Source organism: Variovorax sp. AC103 (assembly GCF_979254005.1).
Genome location: NZ_CEEDFC010000012.1, coordinates 1 through 15,053, shown reverse-complemented (window position 1 = coordinate 15,053; position 15,053 = coordinate 1). Strand labels below are relative to the sequence as shown.

General features: G+C 64.0%; 13 protein-coding genes and 1 pseudogene. 12 read left to right on the top strand and 2 right to left on the bottom strand.

Annotated elements, in window-relative coordinates; all coding sequences use genetic code 11:
* Positions 1–42: 42 nt before the first annotated feature.
* Together AC0IYU_RS18230 and AC0IYU_RS18225 are read left to right on the top strand one after the other, a co-directional pair.
* On the top strand, positions 43–342 hold the full coding sequence (locus AC0IYU_RS18230; protein ID WP_472119721.1) for a helix-turn-helix domain-containing protein: 300 nt from the start codon (positions 43–45) through the stop codon (positions 340–342).
* A 36-nt stretch (positions 343–378) separates the two neighbouring features.
* The gene (locus tag AC0IYU_RS18225; protein ID WP_472119718.1) at positions 379–684 is read left to right on the top strand and encodes a hypothetical protein; all 306 of its coding nucleotides are present in this window, start codon (positions 379–381) and stop codon (positions 682–684) included.
* Positions 685–716: 32 nt separating this feature from the next.
* On the opposite strand, the gene AC0IYU_RS18220 is transcribed toward AC0IYU_RS18225, so the two are convergent.
* Positions 717–962 (bottom strand): hypothetical protein, encoded by a 246-nt coding sequence (locus AC0IYU_RS18220; protein WP_472119715.1) that lies wholly within the window; start codon positions 960–962, stop codon positions 717–719.
* Between the two features lie 112 nt (positions 963–1,074).
* Between AC0IYU_RS18220 and AC0IYU_RS18215 the strand changes: the two are divergent.
* The 9 genes and pseudogenes from AC0IYU_RS18215 to AC0IYU_RS18175 form a co-directional block, all read left to right on the top strand.
* A pseudogene (locus tag AC0IYU_RS18215) lies at positions 1,075–1,170 on the top strand (transposase domain-containing protein); the annotation flags it as partial.
* Between the two features lie 168 nt (positions 1,171–1,338).
* Complete coding sequence (locus AC0IYU_RS18210; RefSeq protein WP_472119713.1) at positions 1,339–2,175, top strand: DMP19 family protein; 837 nt, start codon at positions 1,339–1,341, stop codon at positions 2,173–2,175.
* Positions 2,176–2,566: 391 nt separating this feature from the next.
* Entirely contained in the window at positions 2,567–3,034 is a 468-nt protein-coding gene (locus tag AC0IYU_RS18205) for an Imm6 family immunity protein (protein ID WP_472119710.1), read from the top strand.
* A gap of 77 nt (positions 3,035–3,111) precedes the next feature.
* Positions 3,112–3,720, top strand: a complete 609-nt coding sequence (locus AC0IYU_RS18200) for a suppressor of fused domain protein (RefSeq protein ID WP_472119707.1) — start codon at positions 3,112–3,114, stop codon at positions 3,718–3,720.
* Between the two features lie 163 nt (positions 3,721–3,883).
* On the top strand, positions 3,884–4,759 hold the full coding sequence (locus AC0IYU_RS18195) for an ABC transporter transmembrane domain-containing protein (RefSeq protein WP_472119705.1): 876 nt from the start codon (positions 3,884–3,886) through the stop codon (positions 4,757–4,759).
* 27 nt (positions 4,760–4,786) lie between these two features.
* A complete protein-coding gene (locus AC0IYU_RS18190) occupies positions 4,787–5,290 on the top strand; it encodes an ATP-binding cassette domain-containing protein (protein WP_472119703.1) in 504 nt (167 codons plus the stop codon).
* 74 nt (positions 5,291–5,364) lie between these two features.
* Positions 5,365–5,556, top strand: coding sequence for a hypothetical protein (locus AC0IYU_RS18185; RefSeq protein ID WP_472119700.1), 192 nt, complete (start codon positions 5,365–5,367; stop codon positions 5,554–5,556).
* A 946-nt stretch (positions 5,557–6,502) separates the two neighbouring features.
* Complete coding sequence (locus tag AC0IYU_RS18180) at positions 6,503–6,802, top strand: hypothetical protein (RefSeq protein WP_472119697.1); 300 nt, start codon at positions 6,503–6,505, stop codon at positions 6,800–6,802.
* Positions 6,803–7,732: 930 nt separating this feature from the next.
* Positions 7,733–8,083 carry a hypothetical protein gene (locus tag AC0IYU_RS18175; RefSeq protein WP_472119695.1) on the top strand — a complete coding sequence of 117 codons (351 nt, stop codon included), beginning with the start codon at positions 7,733–7,735 and terminating at the stop codon, positions 8,081–8,083.
* 56 nt (positions 8,084–8,139) lie between these two features.
* Here AC0IYU_RS18175 and AC0IYU_RS18170 read toward each other — a convergent pair whose 3' ends face one another.
* The gene (locus tag AC0IYU_RS18170; protein ID WP_472119692.1) at positions 8,140–13,947 is read right to left on the bottom strand and encodes an autotransporter outer membrane beta-barrel domain-containing protein; all 5,808 of its coding nucleotides are present in this window, start codon (positions 13,945–13,947) and stop codon (positions 8,140–8,142) included.
* A gap of 318 nt (positions 13,948–14,265) precedes the next feature.
* On the opposite strand from AC0IYU_RS18170, the gene AC0IYU_RS18165 reads away from it, so the two are divergent.
* Positions 14,266–14,712, top strand: coding sequence for a hypothetical protein (locus AC0IYU_RS18165; protein ID WP_472120135.1), 447 nt, complete (start codon positions 14,266–14,268; stop codon positions 14,710–14,712).
* Positions 14,713–15,053: the final 341 nt, after the last annotated feature.

Sequence of the window (15,053 nt, the reverse complement as noted above, 5' to 3'; positions counted from 1 at the left end):
GTGTTGTCCAGCTTGGATCAAGGTGTCCCGGAGGCGCAGATCATGGCCGTGCTCGGGATTGGGCGTACTGCGGTGTGGCGCACTCGGGCGGCGTATTTGCAGGGCGGCGTGGAACTGGCCGTTTTCGACATGGCCCGATCAGGCCGACCACGCCAGTACGACACCGATGCCGAAGCCCGGGTGACAGCACTGGCTTGCACGGCCGCGCCCGCAGGAAGACAGCACTGGACACTGGTGGAACTCGAACGAGCCGCGCGCCAAGAGCAAGGCTTGGGCAACGTGAGCCGAGAGACGATGCGACGCATGATAAAAAGAACGACATCAAACCCTGCCGTAGGCTGATGTGTTACTGCCCCCGTGAGTGGGTAAGGTCGAATCGTGCGCCAATCCGGTGGACTCCATCGGTACGCTCACGTCGTTCTGTCCCTCGAGGCTTCGTCCGGCCCCGAGCCGTCGTTCACCTGGGATGTGTCGCCGGAACAGATTCCAGACATATTCAAGGACGCCGTCTACCGGGGTGTCCGACAGTCGTTCGAGGCTGACGCGCAGTTTGATGGGTACAGCCCCGATGGCCTGCTGGTCCGCGTGGTGGCGTGCTCATTCCATGAAACCGATTCGAACGAAGGGAGCTTCGAGATGGCTTCCATGCAAGCCCTTGGCAAGGCGCTGACGTCGCTGGGCTGAGCGTATTGGGTGTCCTATCCAGAGCCGACGGCTCATTCGCGGTCAACAAACACACCTACGCAGAGTGCCACGCCCACGACGTACAGCAACCAGGTCTGCGGAATCGCGTAGGGATAGAGCATCAGGGCGACGCCGAGCCATTTGCTTCGCGGACGACCGGCGCGCTTGGCGTAGCGGTAGACCGCGATTCCGATGAGGCCAAATAGAACGGCGCCAATGATGTAGGTCGGGCTCGGGAGCGAAATCCCGAGCGACTGCAGTGTCTGCAAGCTGTCCATGGGAGGTTGGCCAAGAATAGAGGGTGCTCCTCTGAACGCGAGCAGCCTGTAGGAGTTCAAAGTCGGGAGCTGGTACGTGCTCGGACCGTCGCAGCATATGGCCGCCGACGGCTATCTGAAGGACGTGTTCTTGCGCCTTCCGACACAGCCGCATAGCCGCATCGACGAACTGCTGCCGCACCGCTGGCAGGCCTCCGCGCACGGTTGAGCTACTACAGTCGCTCGTGTGGCAGACAGTCTGTTCATCCCCATCTCGCAACCGCCCGCCGATGTCTTGGGGGTTGAGTCGCTCGTCGCCGAGGTGTTCCGCGAACTTGGGAGAGCGCCTCCGCGGTTGTCTCTGCGCAGGAATGATGACGTCCCAGCTACCAGCCTGATGACCTCCTTCCTCATGTTCGAAGGAGAAGGCCCGAACGACTTCTGCTGGGCCTCGATCAGTGAGGCGCCGATAGAGATCACAGAAGATTCCAGTCGACCCTATATGGTCGACGTCACCACCCGCGGCGACTGGAAGTTCGGAGGCGCCGTTGCATATGCATTCAGCAAGCACGAGGGAAGCTATGTATTCAATGATTCAGGGGTGCTCGATGCCTCACCTCGATTCGACGCTGATTCGCTGCGAGACGCACTGCTAGCTGATCCGCCATGCCACGGTCAAGATGGTGTCGCCGAACGCTTACGCCCTTACCCCCTGGAGCATCCGACATCCATGTCAATTCTCGCCAAGCATTTTTTGTGGCGCAAAAGCTGCGTCGGCACGCCGCTGATCGTGATTGCCAAGTCTGAGTTGGACGCCGACGAGAGCGCGCGGTTTTGGGCGTTGGCCCTGCATCTTGCAGAACACCGAAAGCTGCAGAAGCAAAAGAAGTATCAACCCTTTTGGTTGGCGCATCAGTACGACGTGCAGGTCAGCAATGGTGGGCACCTGCAGTATTTTCATAACTGTGGGATGGAAGGTGTTGCCGCTACGCTTTCCGTTCTTACGCGGATCGGTGCAAGAACCCAGGCAGCCGCGCTCGCCGGATGTTGGGACCTTGCCAAGAGCACCCCTGTTCACAATGTGTCCTCGCTCGAAGAGTATTCGTCACTTGCTGAAGAGCGGTCATTCGATGAACAAGATGACATGTACTTTGGAGCCTCGCCTACGATTCAAACCCTACTGGAGGCGTACTTCGAGTCGTTGATTGCAGAGTCTGTCGCTGTCGACGACTAGTGTGTTCGCGCGCTCGTCAAGATGTGTTCGCCGGGAGTTTACGGATCTCCGAGTGAGGCACGCATCTGCTCCAAGGTGCAATTTGCGCGATGGAGCGAACCATATGACCACACAGCCGCACGAATGGCAGCATGGCTCGCGACTGCCGCTGGACAAGCGCTCAAAGCTGATGGCGCGACGGCCGAAAGCGTGGCATCCAGTTGAAGCTTTGAACTCCAAAAGCTCTCGGCGGGATGGCGTACTCACAACCAAAGTCCGCTAAGCGGCACTGTATTGCGCTGCCAGAAAGACAGCTCAGGGCCCCGCATCGTCGAATGTGCTTCGGCTACAGTCGGGCAGGACCGGACTTTTGCGGGCTCTCCACAACTTATCCCAAAAAGCGACGTGCAGCATGCAATCACCACACGGCGAACAGCTGGCACGGTTTGTTGCCCTAGATGAAAGGAACAAGGCCTCGTTTTGCATCTGGATTGCAGTTCAGGTCCGAGACGCCCTCACGCCTGCAGAGGTCCAGCGAGTTGGGATCGGCCATGTTGTCGCGACGCTTCAGGCTTGGGAAGCAGGCAGTCCAGTTACGGGCGATCACCTGAACGAACAGCTCATGGATGCTAACGATGAAGGTCTGTACGCCTATCTTGGTCGCGGCCCTAGTGAAACGGACACTGCGATCGACGCCGTTGGCGGCTCAGTTTGCTACATCGCTTGGATAGCCTATAGAAGAGCCGGGGAGCACCTCCCCGACGGCATCGATCAGGTCAATGACGATTTCATCATATGGATAGTTCAGCAGGCTGTCGACTGTCGGGCTGTTACGCACGAGGCCTGCTTGTCAGCTATTCGGAAATTAGCATCCAGATGAAGGTCAACGCTTGAGGCATCCATGTGACGGGCAGAATCCGGTCAGAAGCGGGCATTGCTGTCTGTTATTTCGACTGAATGGGGAGCATCCTTGAATCGCACCGCACCGCACCGCACCGCACCGCACGGCTTCAGCGTCACTACGAGCGCATATGGTCTCGACCCACGGAAGAGTGTCCTTTCGACGCAGGGCCTGTCCAAGAGCTTCCGCCTGGCTTCAAGGTGGTATGCGCGCCCCCCGGCGCGAGGCGAGTGCTCTGGACATACGCAACCGCGGGACTTTCGAGCAATAAGCGTGTCCCTGCAATCGAACTCCACCTGTTCAGCCCTAGGAAATCGCTGGGTTTGGTCGAGTTGCTGTACGCCGTGGCCCACTATCACTGCAACGGGCCCGGTCTTGATTGGGCTCACACAGTCAACCTCGGTCGGCCTTGGCTCGACTCTTCGCAATGCGAGTACGGCTTGGTTTCACGGCCTTATTTGGACGGGCCTGACCTTGAGAACTTCTCGGACGAAGAAGGTTGCGTTAAGTGCTATTGGCTTGTGCCGATCACCGCTGATGAAGTTCGCCTCAAAGTGAGACAAGGCATCGACAGCCTGGAAGACGAATTCGAGCGGCAGCGATTCAACTATGCCGATCCAGGGCGCAAGTCTGTTGTAGGTGCTTCTAACGACGAGCGGGCTTGACGTCCGCTATGGGCCCTCTGAAGGCGGCGCGCCTACGGCAGAATGCGGCCAATAGCGGACCTTCATAGCTGGCTCTCAAGGCGTCCCTAAAGGCGGGGGTAGTATGGTCGCACTTCCGCCAGCCGACGCCACGCGGGCCCGTCCACATCTTGTTCCGGACTCCATGCGTGACATGACCTCCCTCTCGATGCTGCTTGGCCCTGCTGGCCTCCTTCGCCGCCATGCCTTGGCACTGACGCTGGCCGGCCTCGCTGGAGTGGCCGCAAGCGCCGCCACCGTGGCACTGCTAGCCCGCATCAACGCCGCGCTGCACCGGCCCGCTGGTCCGCTGACCGAGATGGTCCTGGCATTCACTGGCTTGGGACTGGCTATGTTGGCCGGCCGTGCTACCGCCAGTGCTTTGAGCAATCGCACTGGCCAAGCCATCATCCAGGAGCTGCGGCTCATGCTGGCGCAGCGCATCCTTGCCGCGCCGCTGGACGCGCTGGAGCGCTACCGCACGCATCGGCTCGTACCTGTGCTGACCCAGGATGTGGGCATGGTCAGCGGACTGTGTTTGTCGCTGCCCATGACGGTGGTCGCTGCTAGCGTGGTAGTGGGCTGCGTGCTGTGGCTGGCTTGGCTGTCGTGGCAGCTCGCGGTGCTGGTGTTAAGCGCGCTTGCTTTGTCGCTGGCGCTGCAGCGCTGGGCCCAGGAGCGCGCCATCGTCCGCTTCGAGGCAGCGCGCAGTGATGAGGACGCACTCCATAAGGCCTGGCGTACGCTGGGCGACGGCGCCAAGGAATTGCGGCTCAGCCGTAGCCGACGCCGACAGCTGCTGGACGGGCGAATTGCGCGTCACGCGGCCGACATCGCGCGTGCCCAGGTGCAGGCCGGCGACCTGTATGCACTGTCGTTCGAGGCCAGCGCCGCGCTGTACTTTCTACTGGTTGCGTTGGTGTTCGCGGCCGCGCGCTTGTGGCAACTGCCGTCCGAGGTGGCGGGCGGCTTCGTGTTGGCGCTGCTATACATGAAGGGTTCGCTTGACCAGGTGCTGTGATTCCTGCCGTTTTACGCCCGTGCACGCGTGGCGCTGGGGCGAGTCGACGAACTCGGCTCCAGCTTCGCAAACCCCGAGAGCAGTAGTGCGGAGGTTACGCCGCCGCCGCTGGTGCACAGCATCGCGCTGCAGGGCGTTCGCTACGCTTACGAAGCCACCGATGGCGCAGCGCCCTTCACGCTCGGTCCGCTGGACTTGCAGCTGCGCCGTGGCGAGATTCTGTTCATCGCCGGCGACAACGGCGCTGGCAAGACCACGCTGCTCAAGCTGCTGACCGGGCTGTACCGGCCGCAGCAAGGCGAGCTGCTGCTGGACGGCCGGCAGGTGGACGATGCCGGCCGAGACGCCTACCGCCAGCTCTTCTCACCCGTGTTATCGGACTTTCACCTGTTCGAGGAACTGCCCGACACCGATGCGCCGCCGGCCGAGCGCGACGCCGCCGCACAGGCCGCGCTGGAGCGGTTGGGCCTGGCGCACAAGCTCTCCGGTTGGGCCTGGCGCACAAGCTCTCCGTTCGGGCCGGTCGGCTGAGCAGCACGGACCTGTCCACCGGTCAGCGCAAACGCTTGGCCATGGTGCATGCCTGGGCTGAGGCCCGGCCCGTCATGGTGTTCGACGAATGGGCTGCGGACCAAGACCCTGCGTTTCGAACGCGCTTCTACCGCGAGTTCCTGCCCGCGCTGCGTGAGCAGGGCCACACGTTGGTTGTCATCTCACACGACGAACGATACTTCGACGTAGCCGACCGAGTGCTCGTGATGGACGGCGGCCGGATGCAGGAGACCGCGGTCAACTGAAGCCGCGGCTGCGCGGCTGGCTGCCCTTCTTGGAGTGCGCGCACAAACGGCCAGAAGGAGACGCTCGTGAAGCGCCTCGATTTCTCGCCGACCACCGCGCCAACTTCCTTTTTCTCTCGCAAACGCCGCCATGACAAAAGACGTAGACGCATTTGCTGGCCTGCCTTTATGGAAGCGTCCGCTGCCTGGCGTAGGTTCAGGTCACCTTTTAGTTGATCTGAAGGATGAGATAGAGGTCCGCTTCGTGTGCGATGTACTCACAGACTTCATGCAGCGAACCGCAGGTCGTCCACTTCCCAAGCTCTCGAGCAGATTTCCACCTGCGTCGCCTCAGCCTTGTCTAATCTTTTTATTGACCTCAGGTGACGACTCAATCTTGTTCCGGCAGTTCTTTGACTCTTTCGGCCATTCTCCGGTGCCCGGCCTCCAGACTCAGAGGCTAGGAATCGGGGGAGGTCAGAGCGTCAATTTCATTGATCTCGCAGGATCAGAAGACTCGACAGCCGAACTCGAACTAGGTGCCACGGACGAAGTCACTTTGGTTCGCGGAGCGGAACGCGTCGAGAAGCCGCGGCCCGATCTCGCGCTTGAGTTTCGGTTCAAGCCACCCAAGCGCCAGCCGCGAGGAAGGCAGCCCCTGTTCGACCTCCATGTCAGCAGCTACTCACCGATAGCGAGTTGGCTGATCACACACCTGTCGCCAAGATGGTGGTCGATGAACGATGCGTACGAAACATTGCGAGCGGCGCGCAAGCAGTCGAAAGCCTCCTAGCGGCCAACTGCGGACGTTGACCGACCACGGTCAACCCCGCGTTCGAGATAGCCAGTTGCGACAGCATTCCCTGTCGGAAGCACGGTAACATTCCGCCGTCATCCGACACTCACCCTAGTCGGACCAATACGAGAACAGCGACAGCTCAGGGTGTCACCCGAATGGAGCAACCCAATGTGGAGCATCTTGGCCGATCTGTGCATCGGCTTCTTCGAACTTGTTATGGATGTCTTGGTGTTCAGGGGGCAGCGCAGCAAGCACGGTCGCAGTCCCCGCAGTGTTGGCAAAGACACGTTCGAGGTCGCGCGCTTCAATTTCGTCACGTTAATTTTCATCGGGCTGGTCTCTGCCGGGTTGATGCTGCTCCTGTCCCTCGGGTTTGGGTTGTCGGTCGGCTTGAGCGTCGGGATCGGCATCACCGTGGGAGCGATCTGGGGAGTCTGGCAATATTCCCAACTGGTTCGTGAGCGATGAGCGCATCGCGGCGCTGACCTTTTCCCCGAACTAGGACCGCCTTGACTGGCGGCATGGGCATCGTCAGCGAACTTTCCCAGCTCGAAAAGAGCCGCGTCACTCCCGCCGAGCAACTTGGCAAGTAGATTGAGGGCGAAGTTGGATGGCTGCGCGACCGGCTACAGTCGGCTAGAAGCTGAAGTTGGCCGTGCCCCTCCTATTCGCCGTTCAACAAAATGCACAAGTCACCCCTCTTTCGCAAGGAGAACACAACAGCCCACCGGCCCCATGTAGCGGTCGGTGGAGACTATCGCGACCAGCGCAACACAAAGAAGGAAGCCCCCTCCGATGCGAAGCGAAGTTCAATGCACGGCAAAGAGCATCGCGGTCGTGACTACACGCCTCTTTTCAAGTTCCTACTGTCGCATGTAGGCAAACCTTGGAACGAGGTTCACTCCGAGGCGGTTAGCCGGCTGGATCGTGTCGAGCCGATTTTCTGGTTGGTCGCATTGACCGAAAGCGACCGTTGTGAGTTCGTTCGCGTGGGAGAGTCGTCGTACTACAGCGGCCTCTATGTCGACGACAGCGGCCTCCTGCAGCAGGTCAATCCAAAGCTTTGGCCATCCAGCCTAGCTCCGAGTTGCAAATGCTGTACACACACGTTCAACGGCGTCCGCTTCACTCAGTCGTTCGGTTTGTCGGAATCCAGTCTCGAGCCAGGTTCAAATTCTGGGATCTAGGCGTACTGCTTACCTCGACGTCTTCTGGTCAAGCCGTCCGCCTTGGGCGTTATTCCACTCGACCGGTGAGAGTCTGGTTTAAGCGGGTTCGAAGGATGCCTATGGCCCATCGCTCCATTCAAAACAAGGGCTACAGTCGGCCAGAAGCGGTCCTCTGCCACCGCGGCAAAGCCGGCTCCCTTCGACGCTGTGTTTCAGGTACCGTTATGCGATGAACGAAAAAAACAGTTTGTTATCCGCTTCAGAGCACACACTCGCGCTGTGGATGCTCGAGAACGGCACTCCTGAGGCGCTTGCATTTCTCGGGCAACTCGAGGGTGCCGAGGTCACGCCGTGGCGCTGTCCATGCGGCTGCGCAAGCATCAACTTCCAAATCCGGGGCCACGCGCCTGCGCCGCCGGGAGTGCATATTCTCGGAAACTTCTTCTGCGGCCCTTTGGACGCGCCGGCAGGTGCATATATCTACGAGAGCGGAGGAACGCTCCGCGGCATCGAGGTTTATTCGCTTGGGAGTGATGCGCCATCTACGTTGCCTATCCCTCCGCTGCGCGCGTTCGGATAGAGTGCTTCCGGCCAGAAGCTGCCCCTCGCGCAAACGATGCACTAAATATGCTGCGCCTACCATCTCACTCGCACGCCTAAGGAGCCGTTGACCGAGCCCTTCACTTTGGCGTTGCCACCCGAGGCCCACAGCTTGCCGAGCTCGCCATAGAGGCTGGTCGAAGGGCTCAACGCCAGTGTGAAGCCGCCTGCCAGTTCACTGCTCGTGCCGCCCGTAGGCGCTGCGATGTCGGTGGTGGTGGCGCCGTTCACGAAGCGCGCTATGTCCGCGCCGCTCGAGGTCTTATAGACGTTGAAGTGGCCATACGGCTGCAGCGTGCCCATGCCGGTGTCGATCTTGCCTTTGAGGCGCACGCCTGCGCGTGCGATCCAGCCGCTGTCGGCCTGCGGCTGCACCACCGCGCCCGTGATGACGGAGTTGTCCAGGTCCAGGTGCTGGTGAATCAGTTGCAGCTGCGGCTCGACGCTCCAGCCACTGCCGCCCAGCGCAAAGGCTTGGCCCACCTCGATGGAGCCCAGCAGGCTGTTGCCCTTGCCGCCGGTGCCCACGCTGAGCAGCGGCTCGACCGTGTAGCGGTGGCGGCCAGACTGCACTACGGCATCGGCGTAGAAGCCGCTGTCCGCGGTGTAGGTGCCGTAGATGCCCACGTACTGGCTGCGCAGGTCGTTGCGGCCTACGGCCAGGTTCTGGATGCCGCTGGCAAAGCCTCTGACGCGCGCGTCCCCGTCGAGCTGGCCGACGTACAGGCCGGCTCGCCAGTTCGATGTGGCCAGCAGATCGGTGCCGGCCTGGAAGCCGGTGAGGCGACCCTTGCTGTTCGGAGACACGGCTCCGCCTTGCTGGATGTCGATGTCGGAGGAGAGCACGCGGGCCCAAGCGCGGCGTTCGGAGCCGGTCGGCGTGGTTGCGCTGTCCCTCACGTCGTCGTCGCCCACGCGCTTGCGCAGGTCGCCCAGCATCGAGAGGTTGCCCTGGCGCAGCTGGCTCGGCAGTGCGGCGAAGAGGGACGCTTCGGGCCGGTAGGTGATCGCCGACAGGGCAGGCGTGGTCGCGGAGGGGATGCTCGAGCGCAGGAACCAGTTCTCGCCCGCGCCGGCAGCGTCGGCCGCGTATAGGCGGTACTCGTAAGCGCCCGCGTCGACATGGCCGCCAGTCAGCGAGAAGGCGTCCTTCGTGGTCTGCGCGGTGGTGGTGGCGCCGCCTTGCGCTGTGACCACCTCGATGCCGTTGCCCACCGTGAGCGCGCCCAGGCCGCCGAGATTGGTGACCAGCACGCTCGTCTTGCCGCTGGCGGTGCCGCCGTTGATGACGAGGCGGTCGGACGGGCCGGTGCCGCTGAGTGCGGTGCCGACCTTCAAAACGCCGTTATTGCCGACGTAGTTGCCGTTGACGGTGAGCGTGGTTCCCGCCGTGGTGCCGAGCAGCGACACGGTGCCACTGTTGGCGAGCGAGGCCACGCTCTGGTTGAGGCCTGCGAGGTCGAGCGTGGCGCCGACGGCCACGGAGTGCGCCGATGCCGCGCTGAAGCTGCTCGCCGCACCCGCCTTCAGCGTGCCCTGGGCGACGTTGGTGGCGCCGGTGTAGGTGTTGGCGCCCGAGAGCGTCAGCGTGCCGCTCCCCTGCTTGGTGATGAAGCCACCGCCAGTGATCGCGCCCGCCAGCGTGGCGCTGAATGTGCCGGTGTCGATGATTGGGTCGTTCTGGCCCGTGAGCTTCACGGCGTTTGCGAGCACGACACCATCGGCGCTGAAGCCCAGCGTGGTGTCGTCGTCCATCGACAGCGCGCCGGTGCCCAGCGCCTGGCTGTGGCCAACGTTCAGGCGGCCCTGGTGCAGTGCGGTACCGCCGGTGTAGCTGTTGGCCCCCGACAGCGTGAGCGTGCCGCTGCCGACCTTCACCAGCGAGCCGCCGGTGCCCGCGCCGGGCTGGACGAACTGGCTGCCCTTGTCGCTGATGCCGCCGGCGATCACGTCGTCGGTGTTGGCGCGCCCGAGCGTGAGCTGCGTGGCCCCCAGCACCAGCGAGCCCGCGCCCGAAAGCGCGCCGAACTCGACGCCTCCGACGACCGTGGAGCCCGACACGTCGACCACGCCGCCCGCCGCGTTGGCGATGCTGGCCTTTGAGGCCGACGCGGTGTCCCCGAAACGCACCAGGCCGCCGCTCTGGTTGACGATCTGCGCGGTGCCGGCTGATGCCGCACCCACGAAGCTCAGCAAACTGTTATCGCCGTTGATGATGGTGGCGCTGCCCGCGCTGGCGTTCTGCTGGAAATACACCGTGCCGCCCCGGTTGGCGATCGTGGACGTGGCCGCAGTGCTGGTGTCGCCGAACTGCAGCGAGTTGACGCCGCCCGCCTGCCAGCCTGCGCCATTCACGAAGACCTTCGACGATGCCGCGGTGGAGTCCTGCGTGAACGACAGCAGGTTTCCCGTGTCGGGGCTGCCTGCGCGGCCCACGCTGTAGCTGTTGGCGCCGGCGCCGGACCCGCTGGCGAATACGATCTTCGTGCCGCTGCCCTGCTGCTGCACGGCGCCGGTGCCCAGGGAGCCCCCGCCGACGATGCTGATGCTGGCGCCGCCCTGCAACGTGGTGCCGCCTTCGTAGGTGTTCGGCGTGATGAATGCCAGGGTGCCACCGGCGCCTGTGACGGTCAGCGCGCCCTTGCCGCCAATGCCGCCCAGGAAGGCGAGCAGGTTGGTGCTCAGGTCCAGCGTGCCGCCGGCCGCGCCGAGCGTGACGCCGCGCCCGGACACCAGCGCCGCCGTGCCCGCCGCGATGCGCAGCGCGCCGCCGTCGAGCGTGAGGCCGCCGCTTGCGGCGCCAAGGTTGGCGTCCGACGAAATCTCCAGGGCGCCGGCGCGCACCGTCGTGCCGCCGGTGTAGGTGTTGGCGCCTTGCAGCGTGAGCGTGCCGGCCCCTGTCTTCGCCAGGCCGTCGCTGCCGGCGATGACATTGGCGAGGGTGGCGTTCCAGCTGGCGCTGGCAGCGCTGCCGTCGCCCACGCGCACTTCCACGGGCCCCGGCGAGGCGGCATCGGCCGCCAACGTCAGCGCGTCGCCGGACAGCACGTAGCCGTTGCTCGCGAACTGGAGGCCGCTGGCTGACACCGCACCGCCGGATTTGTCGACCACCACGCTGCCGGCTGCGCCGCCGAAGATGGCGAAGCCGGGCTGCGGCTGCATGACCGACGTGACCGAGCCCTGCGCGTCGGTCCAGCTCGGCTGCGCCAGGCTCCAGACCCCGCTGCCGCCGCCGAGTTGCGTCGGGCTGGCCAGGCCGTTGGCGTTCCAGAAATTCAGCACCTGGTTGGGATCGAAGCTGATCAGGTTGACCTGCTTGCTCCCCGCGAGGTACTGGAGCGCGAAGCTGCCGACCGGCACCGTGCCCAGCGCGATGCCGCCGTTGCTTTGCGTGAGTGCGTTGCCGTAGCTGAACAGGTTGTAGAGGCCCCGGCCCATGGCCCCGGTGTCGGTGATGTTCAGGGTGGCGCCGTTGAATGCCAAGTCGCCGCCGACCACGACGCTGTCGCTCAGCCCCGGCACCGAGGAGCTGCCGCCTGGAGCGCCAAATTCGAAGTCGAGCACGCTGCCCTTGGCCAGGGTCAGGTTGCCGTCGATCCAGAGGGTGCCCAGGGAGTTGCCCGGCGACAGGTGCGCGCCTGAATCGATTGCCACGTTGCCGCCGATGCCGCCGTGGCCGCCCAGGGTGGCACCGGCGCTCACGCTCACCGCGCCCTCGACGCGCGCGTCCGACTTCGTGGCGTCGCTGCCCACCACCAGCTTGCCCGCGCTCACGGTAGTGAGGCCGGTGTAGGTGTTGGCGCCGTCGAGCCACAGCGTGCCGCTGCCCTGCTTCACCAGCGAGCCGCCGCCTACGCCTTCGATGACGCCGGAGAAGGTCGACGGGCTGCCTGCGTTCGTGCCTGTCGCCAGGGTCTTGCCGCCGAGTTGGACCGTTCCCGCGCCGGACAGCTCTCCGATCGTCGTGCCAGCGCCGAGCAACCCCGACAGCCCGAAGGTGCCGCCCGCGGCCACCGTCATGCTTCCCGCGCCCGCGAGGGAGCCGGCGCCGGTCAGCTGCAGCGCGCCTTGGTTGACCACCGTGCCCGCCGTGTAGCCGTTGACCCCGCTCAGGGTGAGGGTGCCATTGCCCAGCTTGACGAGCGAACCGGTGCCGCCGATGCTGCCGGCGAAGCTGGTGCTGGTGTTGTTGGCGCCGACCTGCAGCGACTTGGCGCCCAGCGCTACCGTGCCCGCACCGGCGAGAGCGCCGATGCCGGTGCCCGAGGCGGTGATGGCCTGCACGTCGAAGGTGGCGCCTGCGTCCACCATAACCGCGCCCGTGCTCGACAGGGCGCCGGTGCCTGCCAGCGCCAGCGTGCCGCCGCCGCCGACAAGCGTGCCGCCGGTGTAGGTGTTGGCACCGCGCAGCGTCAGGGTGCCGGTGCCGACCTGGGCGATACCGCCCGCACCTTCGACCACCCCGGAAAAATCGCCGGCCGCTACACCCACCGTGGTGGTGGCGAGCGTTCCGGTGCGCAGCGTTCCGCTGCCAAGCAGGTTGGCGATGGGATAGGCGGAGGACGCACGGTCGTTCAGGTCGAGTACCGCGCCCGCGGCGACCGCGGTCTCCGGTGCCGCATTCGCCATGAAGGCAAAGAGGTTGCCCGTGATGCGCAGCGTGCCGTAGTTCACCCGGATGCGACCCGGTGTCGAATAGCCGCCCTGGCTGGTGGCCAGCGCCACGATGCCGGTCTGGCCCGGGGCGCCCACATTGAAGTCCGCATTGAACCAGAGCGGCCCGGCCAACTCCAGGGTCGTGCCCGTCGCGGCCGATACCGTCGCAGGCCCCGTAAGCGTCAGCGGGTTGTTCACCGTGGTGGAGGCGGTGCCACGCAGTTCTCCATTTGAGAGCCTCACCTCGGAGGAGGAAAGGCCCAGCGCCGCGCTGTTGGCGATGGCGAGCACCCCCTGGTCGATCCGGGTGCCGCCGCTGTAGGTGTTCGCGCCGAGCAGGCTCAGCGTTCCTGCACCGGTCTTGACCAGTGCGCCGCTGCCCGATAGCAGCCCCGACAGCGTGGCGGTGTATCCGTTGGTGTCGACCGTGGACGTGGTGCCGCTGAGCGTGGCCGGCATGGCGGCGGTGAGGTTGGAGTTGATCACCCGCAGCGTCCCGCCGGCGAAGTTGAAGAGGCCGGTCGCGCCGGCCCCCACGTCCGGCATGGCACCCGCGCCCCCCAATTCCAGCGTGCCTCCGTCGTTCAGGTTGAGTGTGCCCGCGCCACCGGGCCCGACGCCGATCTCCACCGCGTACCCGTTGCCCGCTCCGCCGGCACCAGTAGTCACCCTGGCGCCATTGCCGATAGTGAACGTCCCGATGTCGTTGTAGCCCACCAGCAGGCCACCGGTGGACAGCAAGGTGTTCGCGCCGTCGACGGTCGAGACGCCTTTGCCACTGACCCCTAGGAAGGTCCGACCCGCGAACAGCTGGCCGCCCGCACTCAGCGACAGGCTGCCGTCGCCCCCGTATCCCATGACCAAAAAGTTCGCTCGCGCCGCTTGCGCGTTAGCGCTCACCACGACGGCGGACGGGGGGCCGATGCCGATGTAGACGTCGTCGAACGCGGTGGGCAGGGCCCCGATGTCCCAGTAGGCCGGCGTGAACCAACTGCCCGTTGCGGGCCCGACCCAGGCGGTCTGCTGGGCCTGGGCCGGTGCGGCCGCCAGCCCGATCAGCAACGCGACCGCGGCGCCCACCGCGAGCCTGGAACCCGGTGCGCCGCCGCGCGACGAACTGGCGGTCTCAGGAACGGCTTGGCAAGCGCCGGTGCGGCGATTGAGAACGATTCGATGGGTGCGGTTCATGGAAGTTGAGCGCAACGGCCCTCACGCGTTATGACTGGAGACCAGGAACAGCAGCGCGCAAGCAATCAACTTCGCCACCCCCCTATATGTTTTTCTCGCATTGTTACGTGTACTAACAGGTTTTGTAAACACCTGGCCGAGCGCACGCGCGGGCTTATGACGGCATCGGCTTTGGCGTAGAACGCTTCGCGCCCGTTAAGTAAGGATTCGCCGAAGGCATCCATTGCTTCGTCGTTTTCGGGCGTCGGACTCGGTCGGCCAGCTGCGCAACACGGCTCACGTGGTCTCGGGGGAGGCGCGCAGCCAAGCCGTACGGCAATGAGCCATCAGCAAGTCGTCGGCAAGCGCGGCGATACCTATTTGTGCACGCTGCTCATTCACGGCGCGCGCTCCGCGATCCTGGCCGCTCAGGGTATGCGACTCGTTACTTTTCTTGTCGACCAGATCGCTGACGATGGGACGGTGTATGGCTCGAACGACTACATTAACGTGCCAATTGGCACTGTGTATACGGAAATTATCCTGAAGAGGGTTGATGGTGAACCGCCCGACCTATTCGACGTAGACTTGGGGGCGGTCGGGACCGTCAACCTACGTTTGATGCAAGTCCATAACAAGTTCTTCCGAAGCCCGCTTGAAGCTATCCCCGCTGGACACGGCGCGGGCTTGACATTAGAAGGCAGCGGAATTCCAGCCTTAAAAATCGCCTTGGGAAACAAAAGGCCACGCGAAGACGTGCATCTTCGTACTGCCTTGCCCAGCTAAAGACTTGGGATTCGGCAGTCACCGACGGCGACGACCGAACCCAACAGTTCGGACGACCGCTCTTGAGCAGGAGCTACTTCCGCTTCGGGCCGAGGCTGTGTGGAAACTCCAGCGGTGCATCCAGGATGCCGAAGCATCGCGTTTACAGAGCTCTGACGACGTCTCGAGCGATCCGACGGTCTTGTTCCGCGTGTGGGGGTTTCGCAGGCATTCGATGTGCTGCGCAAGCGCTGATGTGTTGAAGAAGGCTCACGCCCCTACCAAGCGCACCGCCTTCATCATCTTCGCCACCCCCAGAATCCGCATCACCCGCTTGAGGTTGTACGCCAGCACATGCAGGC